This window comes from Granulicella sibirica (assembly GCF_004115155.1).
In the GTDB taxonomy this organism is placed as follows: domain Bacteria; phylum Acidobacteriota; class Terriglobia; order Terriglobales; family Acidobacteriaceae; genus Edaphobacter; species Edaphobacter sibiricus.
In genome coordinates, this window is record NZ_RDSM01000001.1 from 1,847,439 (window position 1) to 1,868,381 (window position 20,943).

General features: G+C 60.3%; 22 protein-coding genes. 8 read left to right on the top strand and 14 right to left on the bottom strand.

The features are described 5' to 3' along the window. Positions 1–148 precede the first annotated feature (148 nt). Positions 149–544: a hypothetical protein gene (locus tag GRAN_RS07710; RefSeq protein WP_128912336.1), complete on the top strand. Its 396-nt coding sequence runs from the start codon at positions 149–151 to the stop codon at positions 542–544. Positions 545–563: 19 nt separating this feature from the next. After that, positions 564–1,895 (top strand): hypothetical protein, encoded by a 1,332-nt coding sequence (locus tag GRAN_RS07715; protein ID WP_128912337.1) that lies wholly within the window; start codon positions 564–566, stop codon positions 1,893–1,895. Positions 1,896–1,985: 90 nt separating this feature from the next. Here the strand turns inward: GRAN_RS07715 and GRAN_RS07720 are convergent, their stop codons facing one another. The 8 genes from GRAN_RS07720 to GRAN_RS07755 form a co-directional block, all read right to left on the bottom strand. Continuing rightward, complete coding sequence (locus tag GRAN_RS07720) at positions 1,986–2,420, bottom strand: ExbD/TolR family protein (RefSeq protein WP_128912338.1); 435 nt, start codon at positions 2,418–2,420, stop codon at positions 1,986–1,988. Positions 2,421–2,481: 61 nt separating this feature from the next. Beyond that, positions 2,482–2,928 carry an ExbD/TolR family protein gene (locus tag GRAN_RS07725; protein ID WP_128912339.1) on the bottom strand — a complete coding sequence of 149 codons (447 nt, stop codon included), beginning with the start codon at positions 2,926–2,928 and terminating at the stop codon, positions 2,482–2,484. A 176-nt stretch (positions 2,929–3,104) separates the two neighbouring features. Beyond that, entirely contained in the window at positions 3,105–3,851 is a 747-nt protein-coding gene (locus GRAN_RS07730) for a MotA/TolQ/ExbB proton channel family protein (RefSeq protein ID WP_128912340.1), read from the bottom strand. A 116-nt stretch (positions 3,852–3,967) separates the two neighbouring features. Further along, positions 3,968–4,714, bottom strand: coding sequence for an energy transducer TonB (locus GRAN_RS07735; RefSeq protein WP_128912341.1), 747 nt, complete (start codon positions 4,712–4,714; stop codon positions 3,968–3,970). A gap of 150 nt (positions 4,715–4,864) precedes the next feature. Continuing rightward, positions 4,865–5,821 carry a protein translocase subunit SecF gene (gene secF / locus GRAN_RS07740; RefSeq protein WP_128912342.1) on the bottom strand — a complete coding sequence of 319 codons (957 nt, stop codon included), beginning with the start codon at positions 5,819–5,821 and terminating at the stop codon, positions 4,865–4,867. 47 nt (positions 5,822–5,868) lie between these two features. Continuing rightward, positions 5,869–7,473: a protein translocase subunit SecD gene (gene secD / locus GRAN_RS07745; protein WP_128912343.1), complete on the bottom strand. Its 1,605-nt coding sequence runs from the start codon at positions 7,471–7,473 to the stop codon at positions 5,869–5,871. 170 nt (positions 7,474–7,643) lie between these two features. After that, the gene (yajC, locus tag GRAN_RS07750; RefSeq protein ID WP_241654400.1) at positions 7,644–7,979 is read right to left on the bottom strand and encodes a preprotein translocase subunit YajC; all 336 of its coding nucleotides are present in this window, start codon (positions 7,977–7,979) and stop codon (positions 7,644–7,646) included. A gap of 290 nt (positions 7,980–8,269) precedes the next feature. Further along, positions 8,270–8,965 (bottom strand): hypothetical protein, encoded by a 696-nt coding sequence (locus tag GRAN_RS07755; protein WP_128912344.1) that lies wholly within the window; start codon positions 8,963–8,965, stop codon positions 8,270–8,272. 573 nt (positions 8,966–9,538) lie between these two features. Between GRAN_RS07755 and GRAN_RS07760 the strand changes: the two genes are divergently transcribed. Further along, positions 9,539–10,825, top strand: coding sequence for an FG-GAP repeat domain-containing protein (locus GRAN_RS07760; protein WP_128912345.1), 1,287 nt, complete (start codon positions 9,539–9,541; stop codon positions 10,823–10,825). Positions 10,826–10,937: 112 nt separating this feature from the next. On the opposite strand, the gene GRAN_RS07765 is transcribed toward GRAN_RS07760, so the two are convergent. The 3 genes from GRAN_RS07765 to GRAN_RS26615 form a co-directional block, all read right to left on the bottom strand. Then, positions 10,938–11,495, bottom strand: coding sequence for a carbonic anhydrase (locus GRAN_RS07765; RefSeq protein ID WP_128912346.1), 558 nt, complete (start codon positions 11,493–11,495; stop codon positions 10,938–10,940). Between the two features lie 66 nt (positions 11,496–11,561). Next, complete coding sequence (locus tag GRAN_RS26610) at positions 11,562–11,852, bottom strand: TIGR03435 family protein (protein ID WP_128912347.1); 291 nt, start codon at positions 11,850–11,852, stop codon at positions 11,562–11,564. After that, positions 11,849–12,334 carry a TIGR03435 family protein gene (locus GRAN_RS26615; protein WP_161570890.1) on the bottom strand — a complete coding sequence of 162 codons (486 nt, stop codon included), beginning with the start codon at positions 12,332–12,334 and terminating at the stop codon, positions 11,849–11,851. Before GRAN_RS26615 ends, GRAN_RS26610 begins: the two co-directional genes overlap by 4 nt. 151 nt (positions 12,335–12,485) lie before the next feature. On the opposite strand from GRAN_RS26615, the gene GRAN_RS07780 reads away from it, so the two are divergent. Further along, entirely contained in the window at positions 12,486–13,496 is a 1,011-nt protein-coding gene (locus tag GRAN_RS07780; RefSeq protein ID WP_128912349.1) for a YncE family protein, read from the top strand. Here GRAN_RS07780 and GRAN_RS07785 read toward each other — a convergent pair. Beyond that, on the bottom strand, positions 13,489–14,910 hold the full coding sequence (locus GRAN_RS07785) for an APC family permease (protein ID WP_128912350.1): 1,422 nt from the start codon (positions 14,908–14,910) through the stop codon (positions 13,489–13,491). The two genes, GRAN_RS07780 and GRAN_RS07785, sit on opposite strands and share 8 nt — an antisense overlap. After that, on the bottom strand, positions 14,900–16,255 hold the full coding sequence (locus GRAN_RS26620) for an amidohydrolase family protein (protein WP_277751199.1): 1,356 nt from the start codon (positions 16,253–16,255) through the stop codon (positions 14,900–14,902). Before GRAN_RS26620 ends, GRAN_RS07785 begins: the two co-directional genes overlap by 11 nt. Positions 16,256–16,311: 56 nt before the next feature. Here GRAN_RS26620 and GRAN_RS07795 point away from each other — a divergent pair, with 56 nt between their 5' ends. From GRAN_RS07795 to tgt, 4 genes are all read left to right on the top strand, one after another. Next, the gene (locus tag GRAN_RS07795) at positions 16,312–16,674 is read left to right on the top strand and encodes a type II toxin-antitoxin system RelE/ParE family toxin (RefSeq protein WP_128912351.1); all 363 of its coding nucleotides are present in this window, start codon (positions 16,312–16,314) and stop codon (positions 16,672–16,674) included. After that, positions 16,665–16,994 carry a helix-turn-helix domain-containing protein gene (locus tag GRAN_RS07800; RefSeq protein ID WP_206662720.1) on the top strand — a complete coding sequence of 110 codons (330 nt, stop codon included), beginning with the start codon at positions 16,665–16,667 and terminating at the stop codon, positions 16,992–16,994. The genes GRAN_RS07795 and GRAN_RS07800 overlap by 10 nt, the downstream gene beginning before the upstream one ends. A 365-nt stretch (positions 16,995–17,359) precedes the next feature. Next, complete coding sequence (locus tag GRAN_RS07805) at positions 17,360–19,222, top strand: glycoside hydrolase family 35 protein (protein ID WP_128912352.1); 1,863 nt, start codon at positions 17,360–17,362, stop codon at positions 19,220–19,222. Next, complete coding sequence (gene tgt / locus GRAN_RS07810) at positions 19,222–20,358, top strand: tRNA guanosine(34) transglycosylase Tgt (protein ID WP_128912353.1); 1,137 nt, start codon at positions 19,222–19,224, stop codon at positions 20,356–20,358. Before GRAN_RS07805 ends, tgt begins: the two co-directional genes overlap by 1 nt. Here the strand turns inward: tgt and GRAN_RS07815 are convergent. Then, positions 20,355–20,921 carry a D-sedoheptulose-7-phosphate isomerase gene (locus GRAN_RS07815; RefSeq protein WP_150133256.1) on the bottom strand — a complete coding sequence of 189 codons (567 nt, stop codon included), beginning with the start codon at positions 20,919–20,921 and terminating at the stop codon, positions 20,355–20,357. The genes tgt and GRAN_RS07815 overlap by 4 nt on opposite strands. Positions 20,922–20,943 lie beyond the last annotated feature (22 nt).

Here is a 20,943-nt window from a genome sequence, read left to right on the forward strand (position 1 = left end):
CCGCTAGACCGCTGGGGCTTCTCGCAAGCAAGCAAATTATTTCACCCTGTTTCCGGATCATCTCCAACAGCCTAGGCTATGCTGGTCGCTTGGCGATGCGAGACTCTCTCAGGTCTCGCCGCCAGCCGGAAAGCATGGAGGAGTGAGGATGCAGGAGCAGGAAAGAAGGGAATTCCTAAACAACGTCGTCGCTGCCGCCGACCGCATCGAGTATGAAGACATGATGGTGTCCTCTCGCAGGGCACAGGACTTCGGCGGTCCTCCGGTAGTCGACGACGAATCCAAGGAAGCCCGGGCCACGGCTGAGTCGCTTCTCAAGGAGAAGACAGTTCTCGACACCCTGTGTCCCGCCTTGCGTTCCGTATCGGACGATATCGGCTCTATCGCCAAGGTAGTCGGCGGCTCCATGTTGACGCTTGCCCTCACGCCGGCAGCCGCCATTCCCGTCAGCGCACTTGTCTTCGGCGCCATCGCCGTCATGATCGCCCGCGCCGGCGTCAGCAGCCTCTGCGCTGGGCACGGAGCCAAACCGAAAGCAGAGTAAGCGAAAGGCGGAGCATCCCATGGATGCGGCCAGGACTCAGCGTAACGCTCAGAAACTCGAAAAGATCCAACGCATCGGCTACAGCAGGCTTGGCCTTACCCCGCCTGATTATTCCCCCGACGCCGTACGCGAACGTGACGCTGGTGCAACAGCCGCCGTTCGACCCGGTGGCGAACTTGAGACCTACGTGTACGAGACCTACTCGCGCAAGGGCATCGATCCCGCGGCAGCCCAGCCCATGCTCACCGACGTTCGCGCCGCTGTCGCGCAACTCGACAGGATGCATCAAAACCTCCCTCGGCCCGAACGCGGTTCTCCCCTTAGCCACCCGCAGCATCTTTTGATCCTGAACAGGCAGCGCGAGCGTCTTCAGAGGCTCATCGGGACAGGGCTTCCGGAGTTCGTTGAGAACTTCAGCTACCTCGAGCACAGGGTCACCCTCGACACCCTGCCGACCGGCGAACTGAACGGTCGCGCTCTCCTCCCGCCTGGTGAAAACCCCGCCGACCCGCTCTACTGGATCCTCCTCGATCCCACCTTCTTCGACTTCATCTATTTCCTCAGCAATGTTTACGCCAGTGCCATCGACTTCAAGGCCCTCGGCTGGTTGGCCAGGCGGTTCGCCGTCGGGGATGAGAGCGTCCGGACCACCGATTGTATTCGGTTCGGGGACGAGCGCCCCCTCCGGGACCTCTCCGACCTGCTCCAGATGTTCGTTGTCCACGGCACAGGGCCCGTCGCGCTCAGGCCATTCGAAGAGCGCATCTTCTCCTTCGCCGAAGCCCTTCGCAATCAGGCCGCGCTCTTCGTCGTCGCGCACGAATACGGACATATCATTCGCGGCGACCTCAAGGCACAACAGAGCCAGCAGGCCCCTTGGCTGGCTGAACTCGGCGCGGATATCGTAGGCTGGCGACTCACCAACGCCGTCCTGAACATGGAAGGCACCTCGCCCGAAACCCGGCTGGGCGGGGCTGCTCTTTTCTTCATGGGTTTGGCGCTTCTTGAGATGACCCGCCACGAGCTTGCGACCGGAGAGCCCTGGAACCTGGGCAATCTCGAAGCGGCCGCTCTTTCAGGACCAAAGCCCTCGGATAGCCATCCCACGGCTCTCACACGCCGCGCGAGACTCACGCATGAGTTCGAAAGTCACTTCCCTCCAGATCAGGCTCGCGCCGCGGAGTTTATCGTCGGCCTCTTCATCGACCTCACCAATCAGTTCTGGATTCGGCTCGGCCCAAACTTCCTCGTCCTGCACCAGAAGGGCCAGCGTCCGAAGCCAGTCTGGAAAGGCTACATCGGTGTGGAACAGGGCCAAAACGTCTCTGAAACGCCAGAAGAAGCAAACTAAGGGTGAAGGCGGCGTGGCGAGCTGTCCACAAATGAGAGTGGCTGGAGAGCATGAAGCCCTCCAGCCACTCTCAACTTCAACTTAGGTACCTTACTGACCCGCTTCAACCCGAGGCGTAATCAGACCGATGTTATCCACGCCAGCCTGATGCCCGAAGTCGATCACCTCAGCGATCTTGCTGAAGTCCAGGTCCTTGTCACCCTTCACGAACATGACCTTCTCCTGCCGCGCGGCGAAGATGGTTGCAAGCTGTGACTCGATCGCGGACTTGTTGAACGCAGTCTCGTTGATCTTGTACGCCGGCTCACCCGCGCCGTTCGATTGAACCTGAACAACAATCGTGCGGGTATTGTTATCATCCTGCTGCTTGTTCTTGGGCGGCTGGGGAACCAGCGCATCCAGACCATGCGGAGTAACCGGCACGATGACCATGAAGATGATCAGCAGCACCAGCAACACGTCGATGAGCGGGGTAACGTTGATCTCCGAAACCGCGCCGCCTGTACCTCCACCACCCATTCCCATATCAGTCTCCTCACACCCGGCTATCCCCTCGGGGCAAGCCGTACCGCTTATCTAAAATTCCCTACTGCTTCTTCGCTGCAGGCTCATCCGGATCACGACGTTCCGTGAGGAGACCAAGCTCGCTCACACCCGCCGCACGAACGCCATCAACCGCGTCCATCACCTTGCCGTAGTTCGCCCGGACGTCTGCGCGCAGGTAGACCTTCTTGCTCGTCTTCTTCTCGAGCAGTGCTGAAACCTTTGTGCCGATATCGTCCATCGTCACCTGGTCGCCGCCCAGGAACGTCCGGCCATCGCGCGTCACAGCCACGATCACGGAATCTTCCTTGTTGGCGTCTTCCATCGCCTCGGCCGACGTAGCCTTCGGCAGATCGACGTTTACCTTGTTGTTCAACATGGGCGTGATGACCATGAAGATGATCAGGAGCACCAGCATGACGTCCACCATCGGCGTCACGTTGATGTTGGAGTTGACTTTCTTACCTTCGTCCCGCTTGTTGATTCCCATGAATCGCTCCGCTTACGGCAAGACAGCCGATCAATCTAAAATCCTGCGTTCTCTCTCCAGGCCGGATCGGTTGGATCCGGGCCGGACACCGCTCGCTTGCGGCATCCGGCACCAGGGTTCGATTCTCGCAGGCGCCTCGTTCCAATCGGCGTGGCGTCAGCCGCGCCGGCGAAAGCTTAGCGGTGGCTCTGCTTGATGAAGTAGTCCAGAAGCTCGCTCGAGCTGTTGTCCATCTCGACGTCGAACGACTCGACCTTACCGGTGAAGTAGTTGAAGGTCATAACGGCCGGGATCGCGACGAGCAGACCGAAGGCGGTCGTAACCAGAGCTTCCGAGATACCGCCGGCGACCGCGCCGATACCAGAGGTCTTCTGCGTGGCGATCTGCTGGAAGGCGTTCAAAATACCGACCACCGTGCCGAAGAGACCGATGAACGGAGCCGTCGAACCGATCGTGGCGAGACCACCAAGACCGCGCTTCAGCTTCGCGTGAACGATTGCTTCCGAGCGCTCGAGGGCGCGCTTGGAGCTCTCAACCTGCGCTTCGGTGATGCTTCCACCCGAACCGAAGCTGCGGAACTCCTGCAGACCGGCGGTGACGACTTCCGCGAGGTGCGACTTCTTGCTGCGATCGGCAACCTTGATCGCCTCATCCAGGCGGCCATCCTTGAGCGCGCCCGCAACCTTGGGAGCGAACTCACGCGACTGCTTGCGGGCAGCCTGGAAGTACAGGGCGCGATCGATGATGACGGCCAGCGACCAGATCGACATGATGAACAGCAGGATAACGACGGCGCGAGCCAGGTTACCCATGTTGCCCCAGAGCTGAAGCGGGCTGAAACCAACCGCAGGTGCTTCCTGGAAGAACATGGCGAGTGATGCGGGGACATGAGCGAGTTGGGTGGTGAGATGAGCGAGAATCACTGAAATCTTTCCTCCGGACTAAAAAGTCGATTTAGGCAAAAAGTCGGTTGTAAGGGAAGCGGAGTCCCCTGGAACTCGTCCAGACCTTCCTGAACGAAAGACGTTGCAGCGGCGTTTTAGCCACCACCGAAGGTAAAGTTCACGGTCACCGTCGTATCAACCTCGGTCGGATCCCCGTTGAGAAGATACGGCTTGTACCGCCACCGCTTCACAGCGTCGATTGCTGCACCCTGCAACATCTGGGGGCCGCTCACAACCTGCAGGTTCTCAATCGTGCCCGTCTTCGAGATGATCGCGCGGAGAACCACTGCACCGGAAACGTGCGCAGCCTTGGCAATCGGCGGATACACCGGATCAGGACGCGAGATAAGCTGACCCTGCATCGTACCGCTCGAAACGCGCTGCGGACCAGCCGGTTTCGGTGGCGGAGCAGCCTTCACCACAACCGGTGGGCCGGAACCAATGCCGCCCATCACGCCGCCCAGGGCACCACCCGCCGCGCCACCCATGCCTGCCATACCGGCGACACCAGCAACCTGCGGAGGAGGAGCAGCGTCTTCCTTCAGCATCTTGATTTCCTTCGGGATCTTCGTCGGCGCATGCAGGCCCTGGTCGATCTCGGAAACCATCTTGATCGGCTGCACCTTAACCGCTGGAGGTGGGGGCGGTGGAGGTGGCGGGGGTGGAGGCGGCGCCGACAGCATCGCGGTCATCGCCGTCTTCGGCAAGGCCTCCGGATACAGCAGCGGAATCAGGATCATGATGCCTAGAATCGAGCCGTTCAGCACGAAGGTTCCAATCATCCAGTACTTGGACTTGGTCTTCAGCTTTCCGCCGGATTCCATCATTGAATCTTCAAACATGGCAACCTCTTTACGGGTGAGGAAGGAGCTACCAATGCTTAGACACCGGGAGGATTCAGAATGTTCCCGGAATTCCTGCCTACTTTCACCGAAAGTCAATCACCTGTTCGTAAAGGGTTCTGACACTTATGCGGAACTCGAAAGCTCAGCCTAAGCCCGCGACCGGCCCGCAGGAAGCGTCGCCACCTTGCCCCGCGACGCACGCCAGTCCTGGTACGCCACAAGCATCGGAGCCGCCACCGCAATCGACGAATACGTTCCGATCAGGATGCCCACCACAAGCGCGAACGAGAACCCATGCAGCACCGCGCCGCCAAACAGGTAGAGGCTCAGCACCGTCAGAAACGTAAGTCCCGAGGTCAGCACCGTCCTGCTCAGCGTCTGATTGATCGACCGGTTCACCACATCCGACAGCGTCTCCCTGCGGCTCACCGCAAGGTTCTCCCGAATACGATCGAACACGACGATCGTATCGTTCATCGAGTACCCGATAAGCGTCAAGATGGCCGCAATAACAGTAAGGTCGATCTCCTTGTTCGTCAGCGAGAACGCACCCACCGTGATCAGCGTGTCATGGAACACCGCAACAACGGCCGCAACGCCATAGATCAGCTCAAATCGGAACCAGAGATAGATCAACATCCCGATGAGCGAATAAGCCGTCGCCAGCCAGGCCTGCTTCTGCAGCTGCTTGCCAGCCGTGGGCCCGACGATATCGACTTTCTGTACCGCGAAGCCCGAATCCTTGTAGTTCGTGTGCAGCGCGCTATCGATCGCGGCCCGTCCCTGGTCCTCGGTCCCTTCGCTCTTCGATTCCGGCAGCGAGATCACCACCTCGTTGGCCGAGTTCCCGCTCGGGTCCGAGATCCGCTGGATCTTGAAGTCCTTCATCCCTGCCTGCGCCACCGCCGACCGGATATGGTCCTCATTCGGAGTCGTATCGAACCGCACCGTCACCTGCGTGCCGCCGCGGAAATCTACGCCAAGCGGAACATGGTGCCAGAACAGCATCGACAGAATGCCTGCAACCGAAAAAATCAAAGAAAAGCCGAGGAAGTACCACTTCCGCGACAGCCAGTCGATCGTCGTACTCCGAAACAGTTCCACGTCGTATCCTCTTCGGCAGCGCAGCGCGCCCGCCCATTACCCAATCCCTAGATAGAAAGCTCAGCCGTGCGGCCCTTGCCCTGCAGGTGCGCGTCGAAGATCAGCCGTGACACAAACACCGCCGTGAATAGATTCGCAAGCAGACCAAACGTCAGCGTCACCGCAAAGCCCTTCACCGGTCCCGTACCGAACAGGAACAGAATGGCCGCCGAAACGATCGTCGTCACGTGCGTATCGACGATGGTCGTCCACGCATGCGCGAACCCTTCCTTCACCGCGGCCGCAGCCGTCTTGCCTGCCCTCAGTTCCTCACGAATACGCTCGAAGATCAGCACGTTTGAATCCACGCCCATACCGATCGTCAGGATCACCCCGGCAATTCCCGGCAGCGTCAGCGTCGCATGCGAGAAGCCCATGAACCCAAGCAGGATCAGCAGGTTCAGCGCCAGCGCCAGATCCGCGTTGATCCCCGCGCCCTTGTAATAGATGAGCATGAACACCATGACGGCCAGCATGCCCGCCACCGCCGCCTCAACACCCTGCCGGATCGAAGCCGCACCAAGGCTTGGCCCAACCGTCCGCGTCTCCAGATACGAGATCGTCGCCGGAAGCGCGCCCGTCCGCAGCATCAACGAAAGATCGTTCGCCTGATCCTTCGTAAATCCGCCTTCAATCTCGCCCCGGTCGCGAATCGCCGAGTTGATTCCAGCCACCTCGCGCACCTTGTTATCGAGCACAATCGCCATCGACCCCGGCTTGTCGCTCGTACGGCTATGCGCGCTCGTGTACTTGTAGAAGCGGTCACCCGCCTCGGTCGTCAGAGTAAACGTGATGTTCGGCCGCCCGTTCACATCCTGCGAGGGCTGCGCATCCCGGAAGTCCGTACCTTCGACTTCGCTCGCCCGCTTCAGCAGGAAGACCTGGTCAGGCGCCCCAGCCGAACCCGTCCCATGCATCAGCACCGAATCCGGAGGAATCACACCCGAATTCGCCGTCAACCCCGCCTGGTCGTTCTCATACGGCCCGCCCACCACCTCGTGAATCTCAAGCTTCGCCGTCGACTGGATAATGTCTTCCACGCGCGCCGGATCATCCACACCCGGCAGCTCCACCAGGATCTCGTTCTCGCCCAGCCCATACTTCTGGATCACCGGCTCGCTCACACCCAGCTTGTCGATGCGCTCGCGAATCGTCTCGATCGACGTATCCAGCGTCCGCGTCTCGAGGTCCGTGATCGCCGAGTGCTTCATCGTCAGCGTGAACCCGCCATTCGCGCTGCTCACGTCATAAATCTGGTAGTCCGTCCCCTGCAGCAGGCTACGTACGTCCGACGTCTTCGCCACCGGCACGCCCGTCACCGAGATCGTCTCCGGATGTGCCGCATCGGTCTTCCCGACCGTCGCCCCCGTCACGCCTGCAGCCTGTAGCGCCGCTTCAATCCGCGCCACGTCCCGGTCCGTCGCCGACCCGATCGCCTCGGCCACATGCACCCCAAGCACAAGGTGAATCCCGCCCCGCAAGTCAAGCCCGAGGTTGATCCGGTTCGCGATTGACTGCTTCAACCCACCGTGCGGAATCCCCACGATGCCGTAGCAGAACACAAGCAACACTGCGATGATGAACACCGTTTTACCGGTCAGATTCTTGAACATAATCTCTTGAACGAGCCTTCTTTGCTTATCATTCCCAGGTTTCCCTGGTTGTCATTCCCGAAGGGAATCTGCGTCTGTACTTGTGTTGCCTGTTTCACGCCGTCATCCTGAGCGCAGAAAAGGACCCCTTTATTTGCCTTGTCCTTGCTTTTCGCCGGAAACGAGAAGCATCAAGCCTCGTCGCCCGTAGTCACCGAAGCGATCGCGCTCTTCACAAACTCCAGCTTCAACCCGTCCGGCTGAATCCGGATGATGACCGCGTCATCCTTCACCGAGAGGATCGTTCCCCGCATCCCGGCGTTCGTGACGACCTTATCCCCGCTCTTCAACTGCCCGAGCATCTCCTGCCACTTCTTCTGCTTCGTCTGATTCGGCTTGATCATCAGGAAATAAAGCAGCCCAAAGAACGCGATCGGCAACAAAAGCTGGCCATAGTTCGCCAGTCCGCCGAGACCACCCATCTGCAACAGCAACATCGCAAGCATCGAAACTCCGTCCCAACTCATCACAAGCTCAACCGGCAGTCACGCACCGGCCATAAAACAGGCGCACGAAGACACACCTCCGCTGTTGAAAACACTACACGCCTGACCCCTAAGCATCGCGTAACCGCATCCCCATGTCAAGAAACGCCCGGGAAGAACGTCTAGACATTTCGAGAAAACTTGTCGGCAGAGACCCTCTTCAGGATATTCACGCTGTCATGAAGAGCGAGATCCCGTCCTGCGCCTCGATACGAGCGATGCTTTCGATATTCAGGAGCTCTTAACGCGCACTGCGGGAATCAGTAGCCCATTCAAGCTTGCCTTACGGCGGAGGAGGAATCCGCTGAGGCCGACTCGTACAACGCCGGAGGCTTAGGGGCTCGGTTGATACTCCCACGGGTGATCTTATATGCCTGCAGCGAGTTGTTGAAGTCCGTTAGCTCCACCTCGGCGATGGTGTGCAGCTGAACACTCGCGCGGAAAGCGCTCGGACAGGGTCCCTTAGGATTGGAGGAGATGAGGGCTGCGACCCGGGCCGCTAAGTCATTGAAGTGGTCGTAGTGCACGCCGCGACTACTGGAAGCAACATCAACATTGTCGCGAATGGACTCGCGCAACCTCTGAATGCCCTGACGAAAAAGACCCAACGTCTGAAGGACATCTGGTTGGAGAAACCTCTCAGTGGCCAATTTTATGTTGATCGATTCTAGTTTGCTTTCTAAGGCACAGGCGCGAGTCAGGAGTGACCACTGGCAACTTTCCTGATCCACCTTTGCCGCAGAGTTATAGGTCTTGATCAAACGCCATGTCTTGCTCAATTCGCGGAATTCACCGTAAACGGCATAAAGCTGCTGAACATTCGCAATCTCTGTCTCGCGCCGCTTCTGGATTATGTTCCAAGTCACGGTCAGGCGCTGACCAACCAACCAGCCAATGGAGAGAGTCAGGGAAGAAACAACTAGGCCCAGTCCTGCCCTAAAAATTTCCAGACGTATCGGGTCGGTCATTGAGGATAACCTCTGTGATCTGGCACTCAGCGCGAGTAACTATAAGCTTGGACCTAGCGAAAGGGAAGCAAAATTGGAGCCTACACATCAGGTGGTTCTGTAAGGGGCGTCCTAAGGCCAGGTGCCCCACCTTCGCAACAGCACCATCGTTGCTAAGGTGGCAGCCCATACCGCCAAAAGGGCCGTCCTGACGCAAGACCGCAGCCATCCCCAGGGGTAAGTCTCCTCCATCCAACACCCAAATCATTCCACCCCCGGAAATGAAACGCCGCTAGCCACAACCACACCATCCAGGCATGAGGGATCGCACCTCACGCCGGACAAATCGGTGCCGCCAGCAGCACGTCAACAAACCCCAAGCGACGTGATCCACCAGTTCGGGGACAAGCGTCCGAGATGAATTTCCCGGGAAATTGACGAAGAAACCGCTGTCAACAGTGCAAGTCGACGCCTATCATCCTCGCTGCTTCCGGACCGCTCGACCAACCCGTCCCAAAGCACGCGCGTCGTTAACCGAGGCCGCTCCCGGCCCTTCGGGCTCTATCCCGCAAGCAACGCACCTGGAGAACACAAATGAACACCGCTGCATTCATCCCCATCAAGACACTCCTGACCCGGTTCACCGCGCCCGCGCTCCTGGCGATGGTTGCCGTCGCGCCCCTCGCACGGGCACAGCAGTTCCTCCCCGCAACGACCTATCCCATCGGAAGGTCGCCACAAAAGATCGCAGTCGGCGATTTCAACCAGGATGGCATCAAGGATCTCGCCATCGGGGACACCGCTCCGGACGGCGTCACTGGAACAATCTCCATCCTCTTTGGCAAGAAAGACGGCAGCTTTCGCACCGGCGGATCCTTCCTGAGCGGTGGCGGGGAGCCCGACGGTATCGTAGTACGCGACTTCAACCACGATGGCCACCTCGACCTCGCGGTAGCCAACTACGGGGGCGGGACCGATAACCCGAGTCTCGCCATCCTCTTAGGCGTAGGCGACGGAACCTTCGGCGCTCCGGACATCTACAAGACGGAGAAGCTCTCGCAATACTCACGTGGCTTGGCCAGTGGACTCGCGGCAGGGGACTTCAACCATGACGGCAACCTCGATCTCGCCGTCACGGAAAATTCCACCGGCGTCACCATTTATCTCGGCAAAGGGAACGGTAAATTCAAGAAAGAGACCACCTATGCCGCGGAGGTGGCGCCCAAGTCGATCATCGCGCGGGACTTCAATCGTGATGGCAAACTGGACCTCGCCGTTACGAACGAAAATAGCGACACCGTGAGCATTCTGCTGGGCAATGGAGACGGAACATTCGCGCTGCCGGTAAGCTATCCCGCCGGAGCAGGACCCGCAGGCATGAGAAGCAGGGACCTCAACGGAGACGGCATTCTGGACATCGTCGTAGCCAATGCTGCCGGTCCCGACGGCGGCGCCTCCGGAACAACTGTAACGGTGTTGTTGGGTGTGGGCGACGGAACGTTCCAGGCACCCGTGAGCTATCCCGCCGGAGATGAACCATTCGACGTCGCCGTAGCGGATTTCAACGGAGACGGCATCCTTGACCTCGCCGTGGCCGATGTAGCCGCAACCAGCGATGAGACAGGAACCACGGTGAGCCTCCTGCTCGGCAACGGCGACGGGACATTTGGCGCGCCAACCCCATATACCGCAGGTGCCGGACCAGTTTCCATCGTCGCAAGAAAACTCAATCGGGATAGCTGCCCCGATCTAGCGGTCGCGAACTTCTTCGGCAACAGCGCCAGCGTACTGCTCAACTCCAGCACCGATTGCAAGAAGAAACCCGCCACGAAGTCTCAGGTCAACGATCCTGAAGACGACGACGAATCGTCATTGAACTAACGCTCGCCTCTTGTAACGATCAGTCGAACCCCGGCCCAGGTGCCCCACCTTCGCAACAGCACATCGTTGCTAAGGTGGGATCCCATACATCCTGGACCGCCGTTGAATCTACCTACGAACGAACCGGCCCAGGCGGCACCACAACCTCGACCAACCCGGTCGCCACGTCATACACCAGCCCGGAAACGATCCACGCTCCCGGCAGCGCAGAAATCGTCTTCAAAAAAGCCACATCCCCCGCAACCGCCGCCCGTGGGTCCAGCACCGTCTTCGCCGCAACCGCCTCTTCCCCAACCTGGAAGTAGTGCGCCAGCATGGTAGTCTCCCCAGCCAGTCGCGTAATCCCGCAGTCCGTATGCTGCAGCACGATCAAGTGAAACTCCCCGCCACCCGCGGGAGCCTGTGCCATCACCTGCCCGATCCGCCCGAGCATCCCCAACTCCTCCAGCAAAAGCGGCGTGATTCGTCCGCCGATATTCCGGATGATCACAGCCTCTCCCGGTGCAAGCTCCAGCAGCCGAGCCGGATCGACCCGCATATCGGCACAACCAATAATCATCGCCTTCATCTGGCGCGACGCCACCGGAAGAGAAGGTATAAGTGCCCCAGCGGCAGACTCCCGCGCCGCGAAGTCCTTGTTACGTTCCAGCATCGAGTCGAGCGCGCTCATGGAACCTCCTTGAATCTCGGCCCATCTTAAGCCAATGCCAACCGCCTCTCTGGGCACATCCGGCTTCTAATTGTCAGAAGGCCGCGCAATCTGGTCGATCACAAGCATCTCCGTCGTCCCCTTGGCCGCCCGCAGCTTCAGCCCAAGCTGTTCCTTCAGCACCGTAAACAACGAAGGGTTCGTGGAGTCCGGAGTCTCCTCGGGCGACCACTCGATCTGAAAATCAAAATCCCCCTTCAGCCCCGTATGGTCCTCCACCGGACGCCCCGCCTGCCGCCGCAGCGCCGCCGCCACATCCGCCATCGACATCTTCGAAGCCTTCATCGCAACCCGCGACCCATTCGAGTTGGTGCTCATATTTGCCACCGACTCCGGCCACTCACCCTGAGTCCCGGCCCCGTGTTCCCAGGCCTGTCGACCTCAAACCAGTAAACCGGCCCTTCCTTCTGCTCCTTATGGAATTTGAACTGAAACCGCTCTACCAGCAGCGAAAGCAGAAGCTCCTGAAACTGCTGCGGAGTCGTGACCTCGGTCCGATTGACCGTAACCCCGTCGATATCGAACAACTCATCGTCGATCCACTTCGGTGCCCCCGACATACGGTTATCATCCGTCCCAAACGCAATCCGGATCAGCGTGCGCACCGTCGTGGCAGTAGCCACAAACCGCCCCCCGGGCAGCACCTTCCGGTTCGAAGGATCATTCCCCGTCGACTGATGCGGCCGAATGGAAGCCACCTCAAACTGCAGAGCCGGCTGAGCGCCCGGCTGCACGGTTTGGGCAGAGAGCAACGACGAGCCGATGCACAGCGAAAGCAGAACGGCAGCCCGGCGTGCCATGCGCAACGATCTTTTCCGCGAGTCTGTCATCCACATCCCTACGTGGAATGGCGTGCAACAGTTCCGCGAAACCCGGGCCGCTACCATCGGGAGCGAGCCCCATCATCTTTCTTGCGCTCGCTCAAGAGGTCTGCAACGATGAGGGCACGCCATGATGACCTTCCGCAGAAGACGCCTCTACGCCCTGCTCGCAGTCGCATCGTCCGTCTTCACGTCGCTCCAGGCGCAGGAGAGCGGCCCCCTCTTCGTCGTGCCGGAAGCGAAAGGTCATCGCCTTGTACTCGTCGATCCCCGCCTCAAGACGATCGTCGGCTCGATTCCGGTTCCAGGTTTTCCCCATGAAGTAGCCTTCTCAAAAGATGGTCGAACAGCATGGGTTCCCTCCTACAGCGACGCGATCGTAGGTAATCCGGGTGTGAACGGCCAAACCATCGACGTCATCAACATGCAGACCCGCTCCGTCACTCAATCCTGGGATCTGGGCAAGCCGCTCCGTCCCCACAAGGCCATGCTGCTGGGCAACGACAACCTGCTGGTCTCGACGGAACTGGCCCAGACCCTGTCGATCCTCGACACGACAACAGGAAAGATCACCGGCGAGATCCCCACCGGAGCGGCCGAATCGCACGTCTTCGTCATGAAGGCCGATGGTCGAAAGATCTACACCGCCAACCTGCACTCCGGCAGCGTGAGCGTTCTCGACCTCCCTTCGCGAAAGCTCCTGAAGGTCATTCCCATCTCCGCCCTCGTGCAGCGGGTAGCCCTGTCGAAGGATGGCAGATGGCTCTTCGCAACCGACGGCAAATCCCACAACATCGTCGTGATCGACACGACAACCGACACGATCACCCGCACGATCCCCGTCGGTGGAACACCCTTCTCTGTAAAGGTCTCGCCCGACGGCAAATGGCTCCTGGTCGGCGAAGACGTGGAAGCCAAAGGAAAACTGGAAGCCGTAGACCTGATGGACCTCACCGTCCAGCACAGCTACGACGTCGACCGCCTGCCCTACGGCATCGAGTTCTATGGCAACGAGGCCTTCGTCGCCTGCTATCTCAGCGGAAATCTCGAGGTCCTGGACATGTCCACCTGGACCCTTGAGGCCCCCATCACCGGCGTTGCCCATGGAGACGGCATCACCCTATGGCCCGGCCTCAAATAGCTTCCGCACCCGCCGCCACCCGCTTCCCTCGCCAGTAAATCCCCACCCCCACCAAATTGATCACCAGCGCCGTAGCCGCCACCTTCCCCGCGAACCCCCAGGTACTCGTCACATCCACAATCGGCACCAGCGCAAGCACCACCTGCGCCACCGTAACCCCCAGCCCCAGCACCGCCGACAGCTTCAACCAGAACCCCGGCCGCGCTCCAAACCGGTCCCCCACCGCCAGCGGCACTGCGAACATCATGCAGTAATAAATCCCGAACGAGATCTGGTTGCTCGTCTGCAGAAGCTGAAACGCCTCCTCCCGCCCCGCCCCCGAGCTGGCCAACACGCTCGCCACTCCCGCCAGCGCCACGATCACCATCAAACTCCGAACCGGTGTCCCGAAACGCGGGTTCAGCTTCGTAAACCACGCCGGCAGCGCCTTATCCCACCCCGCCACCAGCGGCAGCCGGCTCGTCTCCGCCGTCACAATCGTGTACGACGCCACCATAAACAGCGTGAGCCCCAAAATCATCACCCGCCCCAGCCAAACCCCCGAGCTCGCCCCCAGCGCCGCTGCCAGCACCTGCGGAATCGGCCCCGCCAGGTCGATCTGTGCCGATGGCACATACGTCAGCATCGACCCCGTCGTCAGCACATACATCGCCACCACCGCCGGAGCCGCAATCCACGCCGACACCATCACCGCCCGCGCCGCGTCCTTCGTCTCCCCCGCGAACACCGCCACCTGCTCCAGCCCCGACAGCGCATTGAACGCCACCTTGATATACAGGTTCAGCGTCAGCAGCGAAAACACAGGTAGCGCCAGCACAAACGGCCTCTGCGGACTCACATGCGGGTGCGCCGCCGTCGCCCCCGGGTGCCACACCAGCAACACCATCAGGGTGAACGTCACAATCAGCATCACCGCCGTCCCAAAGTGTGACACCCACCGCCCCAGCTTTAACCCAACAACATTCACCCCAAGAATGAACGCGAACAACACCGCATCCATCGCAAACGTAAGCTTCCGGCTATCCGCCATCCAAGCCGCCGAGGGCCCAAGCGCATAACTCAAACTCGTGACTGCCTGTATCCCCATCCCGGAAACAAGCAGCACCGCATAGATCCCGTAGTTCCACGCACTCAGAAACCCAGCCAGCGGCCCCATCGCAAACTTCGCCCACTGATACACACCGCCTTCGAGCGGCCAAAGCCTCGCGCAGTACGTCACCACCGCCACCTGCGGCAGAAAGAAGAACAGCACTCCCATCATCCAAACCACCGGATGCGTCGATCCCTGCCGCGCCGCAATCCCCGCCCACCCCACTCCCACCACAAGCAGAATCTGCATCGGCACTAGGTCCCGCAGCCGAAGCTCCTTCTTCAGCCCATGCGCCGCCGCGTCGGTCGTCGCGCTACTTGCCATACAGACCCTCCGCCGACCCGCGCATCACCATCGCCGCAATCGCCTCCGCCCGCGCCCGCGTCACCTCCCCATCCCGCATCATCCCCGTCAGCGCCAGCCCCAGAGCCTCCCGCCCGTTCTTACTCGCAATCCACGTCGACTCCTCCCAACCCATCCCGTCCGAGTACGGATACCCATCCGTCCCAAACAACACCTTCTCCGGATACGTCTCCAACCACTCTCTTAGCCACCCGCTCAGCGTCCTCGGCGAAAACGTCAGCGTCTCCTGCGAAAGGTCCAGATACACATTCGGCTTCTGCAGCAGAGCCCCCGCCTCCCGCACAAATGGCCACCCCCCATGCAGCAGAACAAACTTCGTCTTCCTCAACCGCGCATCATCGAACAGCGGCTCCAGCAGCAAAGGATTCGCCCCCGCCACCCCGAAATACCCACCCCCACCCGCCATCGCGTGCAGATGCACCGCCATCCCCAGCCGCCCACACTCCCGCGCGATATACCGGAACAGGAAATCCTGCAGCACCTTGTAATCCGCCTCGTTCGGATAACTCTGGCCCCGCCACTTCGCATAAATCTTCTCGGCCTCCATCTGCGTGGGGTCGCTGAAATCGAATCCCCGCAGGTAAGCCACCTCGAACTTCTCCGCCACCGCCCCACCCGCCTTCTGCGCCTTCAGCGTAGGCGTCACCACCTGCGACAGATACTCCTCCAGCGTCGCCGGAACGCCCCCCATCCCAACGGCCTTCAGATACCGCTCCCGAACCCGGTCCTCCATCGGAAAGAACAGCTTCTTATCCGGACTCTCCGCCGCAAGCTCCGCATTATCCAGCGGAAACAGCAGAGCATCCGCATAAGGCACCCACCGGAACCGAGCCTTATCGAGTGCCGCTCCCTCAGCCCCTGACATAGCCACCCGGTTCGCCACCATCACCCCGATCCCCGCCTGGTCCAGCACCCACGCGTCGAACCCCGCACCCTCCCGAGCCTTCACCGCCGCCTTCGCCGCCGCCAGCTTCCCCACCCCAACCCCATCCAGCGGAGCAACCCCATCAAACCCCCAAAGCGCCTTCCACGCTCCAACCAGTTGCGGATCATCCGCCCGCCAGGCCACCGTATCCGTCTCCGCCTCCATGTTGTCGACCGGCAGCGCATCGAACTCCCGATCCGCCTTATCCGCCGGAGGCGGCAAAACCGGATGCGCATGATCGTCAAACGCCCTGATCGCCGCTATCTGAGCCGCCAGCCCCGCATCCACATCTCGCGACGCCGCCGTCTGCCCAAACGCCCGACACCCAAGCGCCATCCCAACCAGCGCCACCCGCCCCGAAAACCACAAGAAGTCGCTCACGCCCTGAAGTTAGCACGACATCTGCTCTCAGGTAGCACCAGGTGCTACGATTAGAAATGACGGTCGACTCGGAACGCATCTTCAAAACAGCTTGGTTTGCGAAAGCTTCAAGGAAAGCGCGTATCACCGACGACGAGCTTTGCTCAGCGATGCATCAGGTCATGTTGGGCCAGGCAGACGATCTTGGAGGTGGCGTGTTCAAGAAACGTCTCGGCAGGAATCTGTTTCGATCTCTCATCGTAGCTAAAGGTCGCCAGTATTGGATCTATACCTATCTCTTTGCCAAGAAAGACCGCGCCAACATCGACGAAGACGAACTCAGGAGTTTCAAGGCTTTAGCCGAACTTTATGCCCGTAAGACCGACAAGGATCTAACCCGCGAACTGCAGCTTCAAGAACTTGTGGAGATATGCCAGTGAAAGCCAAGCAGAAGTACAAGAGCGATGCCTTCGAAGCAATACACAGCGCTGTCGATGGCATGTACAAGGCCGGAACCATCGATAAAGAAACGATGCGGAGCTTCGACGAGTCCTGTCTCACCGTGCCCAGCACCATCGAACCGGAGCAAATCAAGCAGATCCGGGAGAACCAGCAGGTCAGCCAGCCAGTCTTTGCCCGCTATCTCAACACCAGCGAGTCCACCATCGAGAAGTGGGAAGCTGGAGTCAAGCGACCCAGCGGCATGGCCATCAAGCTCCTCATGATCGTGCAGAAACACGGTCTGAAGATGCTGAGCTAATCCAGCCGACGCCCCGCGAGCGCGTACGGAAATAAAGTTCCGCAGAGACCCGCGAATTCCCGGCCAAATTCGCATGTCAAGCCCCTAAACCACGCAAATCCATCATTCCAAAGCACATACCAATGTCCTTTTAGTTTCGGTCACTCCGCTAAAATAGAACTAAAGAAGAAAAGCAGAGTTCCGAGGGATGCCTAGGGCCTCTAACCCCTTTCTTTACTGATATTTAGCATGTAAGTCCTTTCATTGCACTAACTTGCAAGCGAAGCCTCGTCGCAACATGAAGCAAACAAACAACTTACACCCCGCGTATGGGGAGGGGGGGTATCCCCTCCAGAAGCTGAAAAGAAGCTAAAACAGGAGAGTTCATGACGTTTCGCGCAGCAGCCCTGGCCACAGCAGCCGTCCTCGCAACAGCCCTCGCCTGCGCGCCCGCCCAAACGACGTCCCAGACTCCCCACACCTTCACCACCGGCCCCGACACCTTCCTCCTCGACGGCAAACCCTTCCTCATCCACGCCGGCGAGATGCACTACCCGCGCGTCCCTCGAGCCTACTGGCGCGACCGCATGCGCAAGATGAAGGCCATGGGCCTCAACACCCTCACCACCTACGTCTTCTGGAACGAGCACGAAACCGCCCCCGGCACATACGACTTCACCGGCGACAACGACCTCGCCGAGTACCTGAAAGAAGCCCAGCAGGAAGGCCTCTACGTCATCCTCCGCCCCGGCCCCTACGTCTGCGCCGAGTGGGAGTTCGCCGGCTATCCCGCCTGGCTCCTGAAAGACCACGACATCGTAGTCCGCTCCTCTGACCCTAAATACATGGAGCCAGTGAATAAGTGGTTCGCCCACCTCGGCCCGATCGTCCACCCCTTCCTCCTCTCGCAGGGTGGACCCATCCTCGCCGTCCAGATCGAAAACGAGTACGGCTCCTTCGGAGACGACCACGCCTACATGGAGCAGATGCGCCAGCTCTTGATCGCCACCGGCATGGGCGACGGCCTTCTCTACACCGCCGACGGTCCCGACGTCTTCGCCAAAGGCACCCTCCCCAACATCCCCGCCGTCGTCAACTTCGGCCCCGGCGACGCCGCCAAGGCCTTCCCCGCCCTCGCCGCCTTCCGCCCCAACGGCCCCCTCATGAGCGGCGAGTACTGGGACGGGTGGTTCGATCACTGGGGCGACAAGCACCAGCACCGCTCCAACAAGGTCCAGCTCGGCGAGATCGGCATGATGCTCGACAAGGGCTACAGCTTCAACCTCTACATGGCCGAGGGTGGCACCAGCTTCGGCTGGATGAACGGCTCCAACTCCGACGGCAAAAACTTCGAACCCGACACCACAAGTTACGACTACGACTCCGCCATCGACGAACGTGGCGGTCTCCGCCCCAAGTTCTTCGCCATCCGCGACCTCATCGCTAAATCCACCGGCGTCACCCCGCCCGCGCCACCCGCCGAGATCCCTGCCACCACTTACCCCGTCCGCACCATCACCGAGTCCGCCTCCCTCTGGGCCAACCTCCCCAAGCTGATCAAGTCTGACAAGCCCCTCTCGATGGAAGACATCGGCCAGTCCTACGGCTACATCCTGTACACCACGCCTCTGACGGCCTCGCAGTCCGGAACCCTCACACTCGACGCCCTCCACGACTACGCCCAGGTCTATCTCGATCACAAGCTCATCGGCATCCTCGACCGCCGCATCAGCCAGTCCAGCCTCGAGCTTCCCCCGCACCCTGCCGGAGAGCTCCAGATCCTGGTCGAAAACACCGGACGCGTGAACTACACAACCGTCATCCGCACCGAGCGCAAAGGCATCACCAAGTCCGTCACCCTCGCCGGAACCGAGCTGCACAACTTCCAGATCTACCCGCTGCCAATGCAGGACACCACCAAGCTCAAGTACACGACCAAGCCCTGCGAAGGCCCATGCTTCTACCGCACCCACCTCACCACCACCGGCGACCTCCGCGACACATATATCAACACCACCCAGATGACCAAGGGCTTCGTCTGGGTCAACGGTCGTCCCCTCGGACGCGCCTGGAGCATCGGCCCACAGGGCGCGCTCTACCTCCCCGCCCCGTGGCTGCACGCCGGTGAAAACGAGATCACCCTCTTCGAGCTCCAGTCTTCGACAAACCCAGACCAACTCGGCACCGTAGACCACCCCATCTACTTCGAACCCACACCTCCCTCAGCAACGGCGAGCACGAAGCAGTAATGAGCCTGACTTTCAACATTCAAAACACCACCCCCGAAGGGGGTCGGCGCGCGACTCTAAATCTCCCGCACGGCCCCGTCGAAACCCCCGTCTTCATGCCCGTCGGAACCGTAGCCTCGGTCAAGGCGGTCCCCCAGGACATCCTCGAAACCAACGGAGCCCAGGGCAAGGGCGCCCAGATCATCCTCGCCAACACCTATCACCTCTACCTCCGCCCTGGCCACGAGTTGGTCCGGCGCATGGGTGGCGTCCACAAATTCATGAGCTGGAACCGCCCCATGCTCACCGACTCCGGCGGATTCCAGGTCTTCTCGCTCAAAGGCCTCCGCAAGATCACCCCCGAAGGCGTCGAGTTCCGCTCCCACCTCGACGGCAGCAAGCACTTCTTCTCCCCCGAACACTCGATCTCCGTCCAGATCGCCCTCGGCGCCGACATCATCATGGCCTTCGACGAGTGCGTAGAAACCCCGGCAACCTGGGAACGCACCCGCGAATCCATGGGACTCACCCACGCCTGGGCCGCCCGCTCCAAGGACTACTTCGAAGCCCACAAGCACGAAGTCCCGTGGCACGAAGCCAAATCGGGCGCCACCCAGAACCTCTTCGGCATCGTCCAGGGCGGAATGTACGCCGATCTCCGCCGCGAATCCGCCGAGCGCCTCGTCGAAATCGGCTTCCCCGGTTACGCCATAGGAGGCCTCGCCGTAGGCGAACCCCGCGAAGTAACGCGCGAGATGATCGCCCGCACCCTCGAGCACCTCCCCGCCGATAAGCCCCGCTACGTTATGGGCGTCGGCTATCCTGACGAGATCGAGGAATACGCCCGCATGGGCGTCGACATGATGGACTGCGTCCTCCCCACCCGCGCCGGCCGCCACGGCCTCCTCTTCGCCCGCAATCCCGAAACCGGGCTCATCGAACGGATGAACATCAAGAAAAAGGAGTACGCCGAGGATCAGGGCCCCATCGACCCAGCCTGCACCTGCCAGGTCTGCGCCCGCTACACCCGCGCCTACCTTCGCCACCTTTACTCCGCCCAGGAACCCCTAAGCGCCGTCCTCAACTCGATCCACAACCTCGCGTTCTACCTCGACACCATGGACCGCGTCCGAGCCGCCTGCAACAGCGGAAATTAGAGGCCGAGTGCCTTGGCATATCCTCCGAAGTCGGGACCGAAGCAGCAGAGCTCCACCATGATGCAGAAGATGTGCTCCAGCGCTAAATGCGACTCCTGGATATTCATGGTTGTGCTGGACGGGATGATGACATTGATGTCGCAGAGCGCTGCCATCTGACCGCCACCATTCCCGGAGTACCCGATCGTTGTGATTCCCTTTTCACGTGCCAGTTCGAGGGCTTTAACAATGTTCTTGGAATTGCCCGACGTCGAAATGCCTAAAAAGACGTCTCCCGTCTGCCCAAGGGCTTCGATCTGGCGCTCAAAGACATTGTGATACTCGAAATCATTACCGATTGCAGTCAGGATCGAGGTGTCCGTCGTCAGGGCAATTGCGCGTAACGCCGGGCGATTGACGGTAAGCCTGGACACAAATTCAGCAACGAGATGCTGTGCGTCAGCGGCCGATCCACCGTTTCCCGCAACCAGTAGCTTGCGGCCAGCCATCATGGCTTCCGCTGTGACCGTACTGGCGCGGACGACTGCTTCCAGTAAGGTATCGTCCGCCCTGACTCTCTCCATCGTTTCGATACTTCGGGCGAGT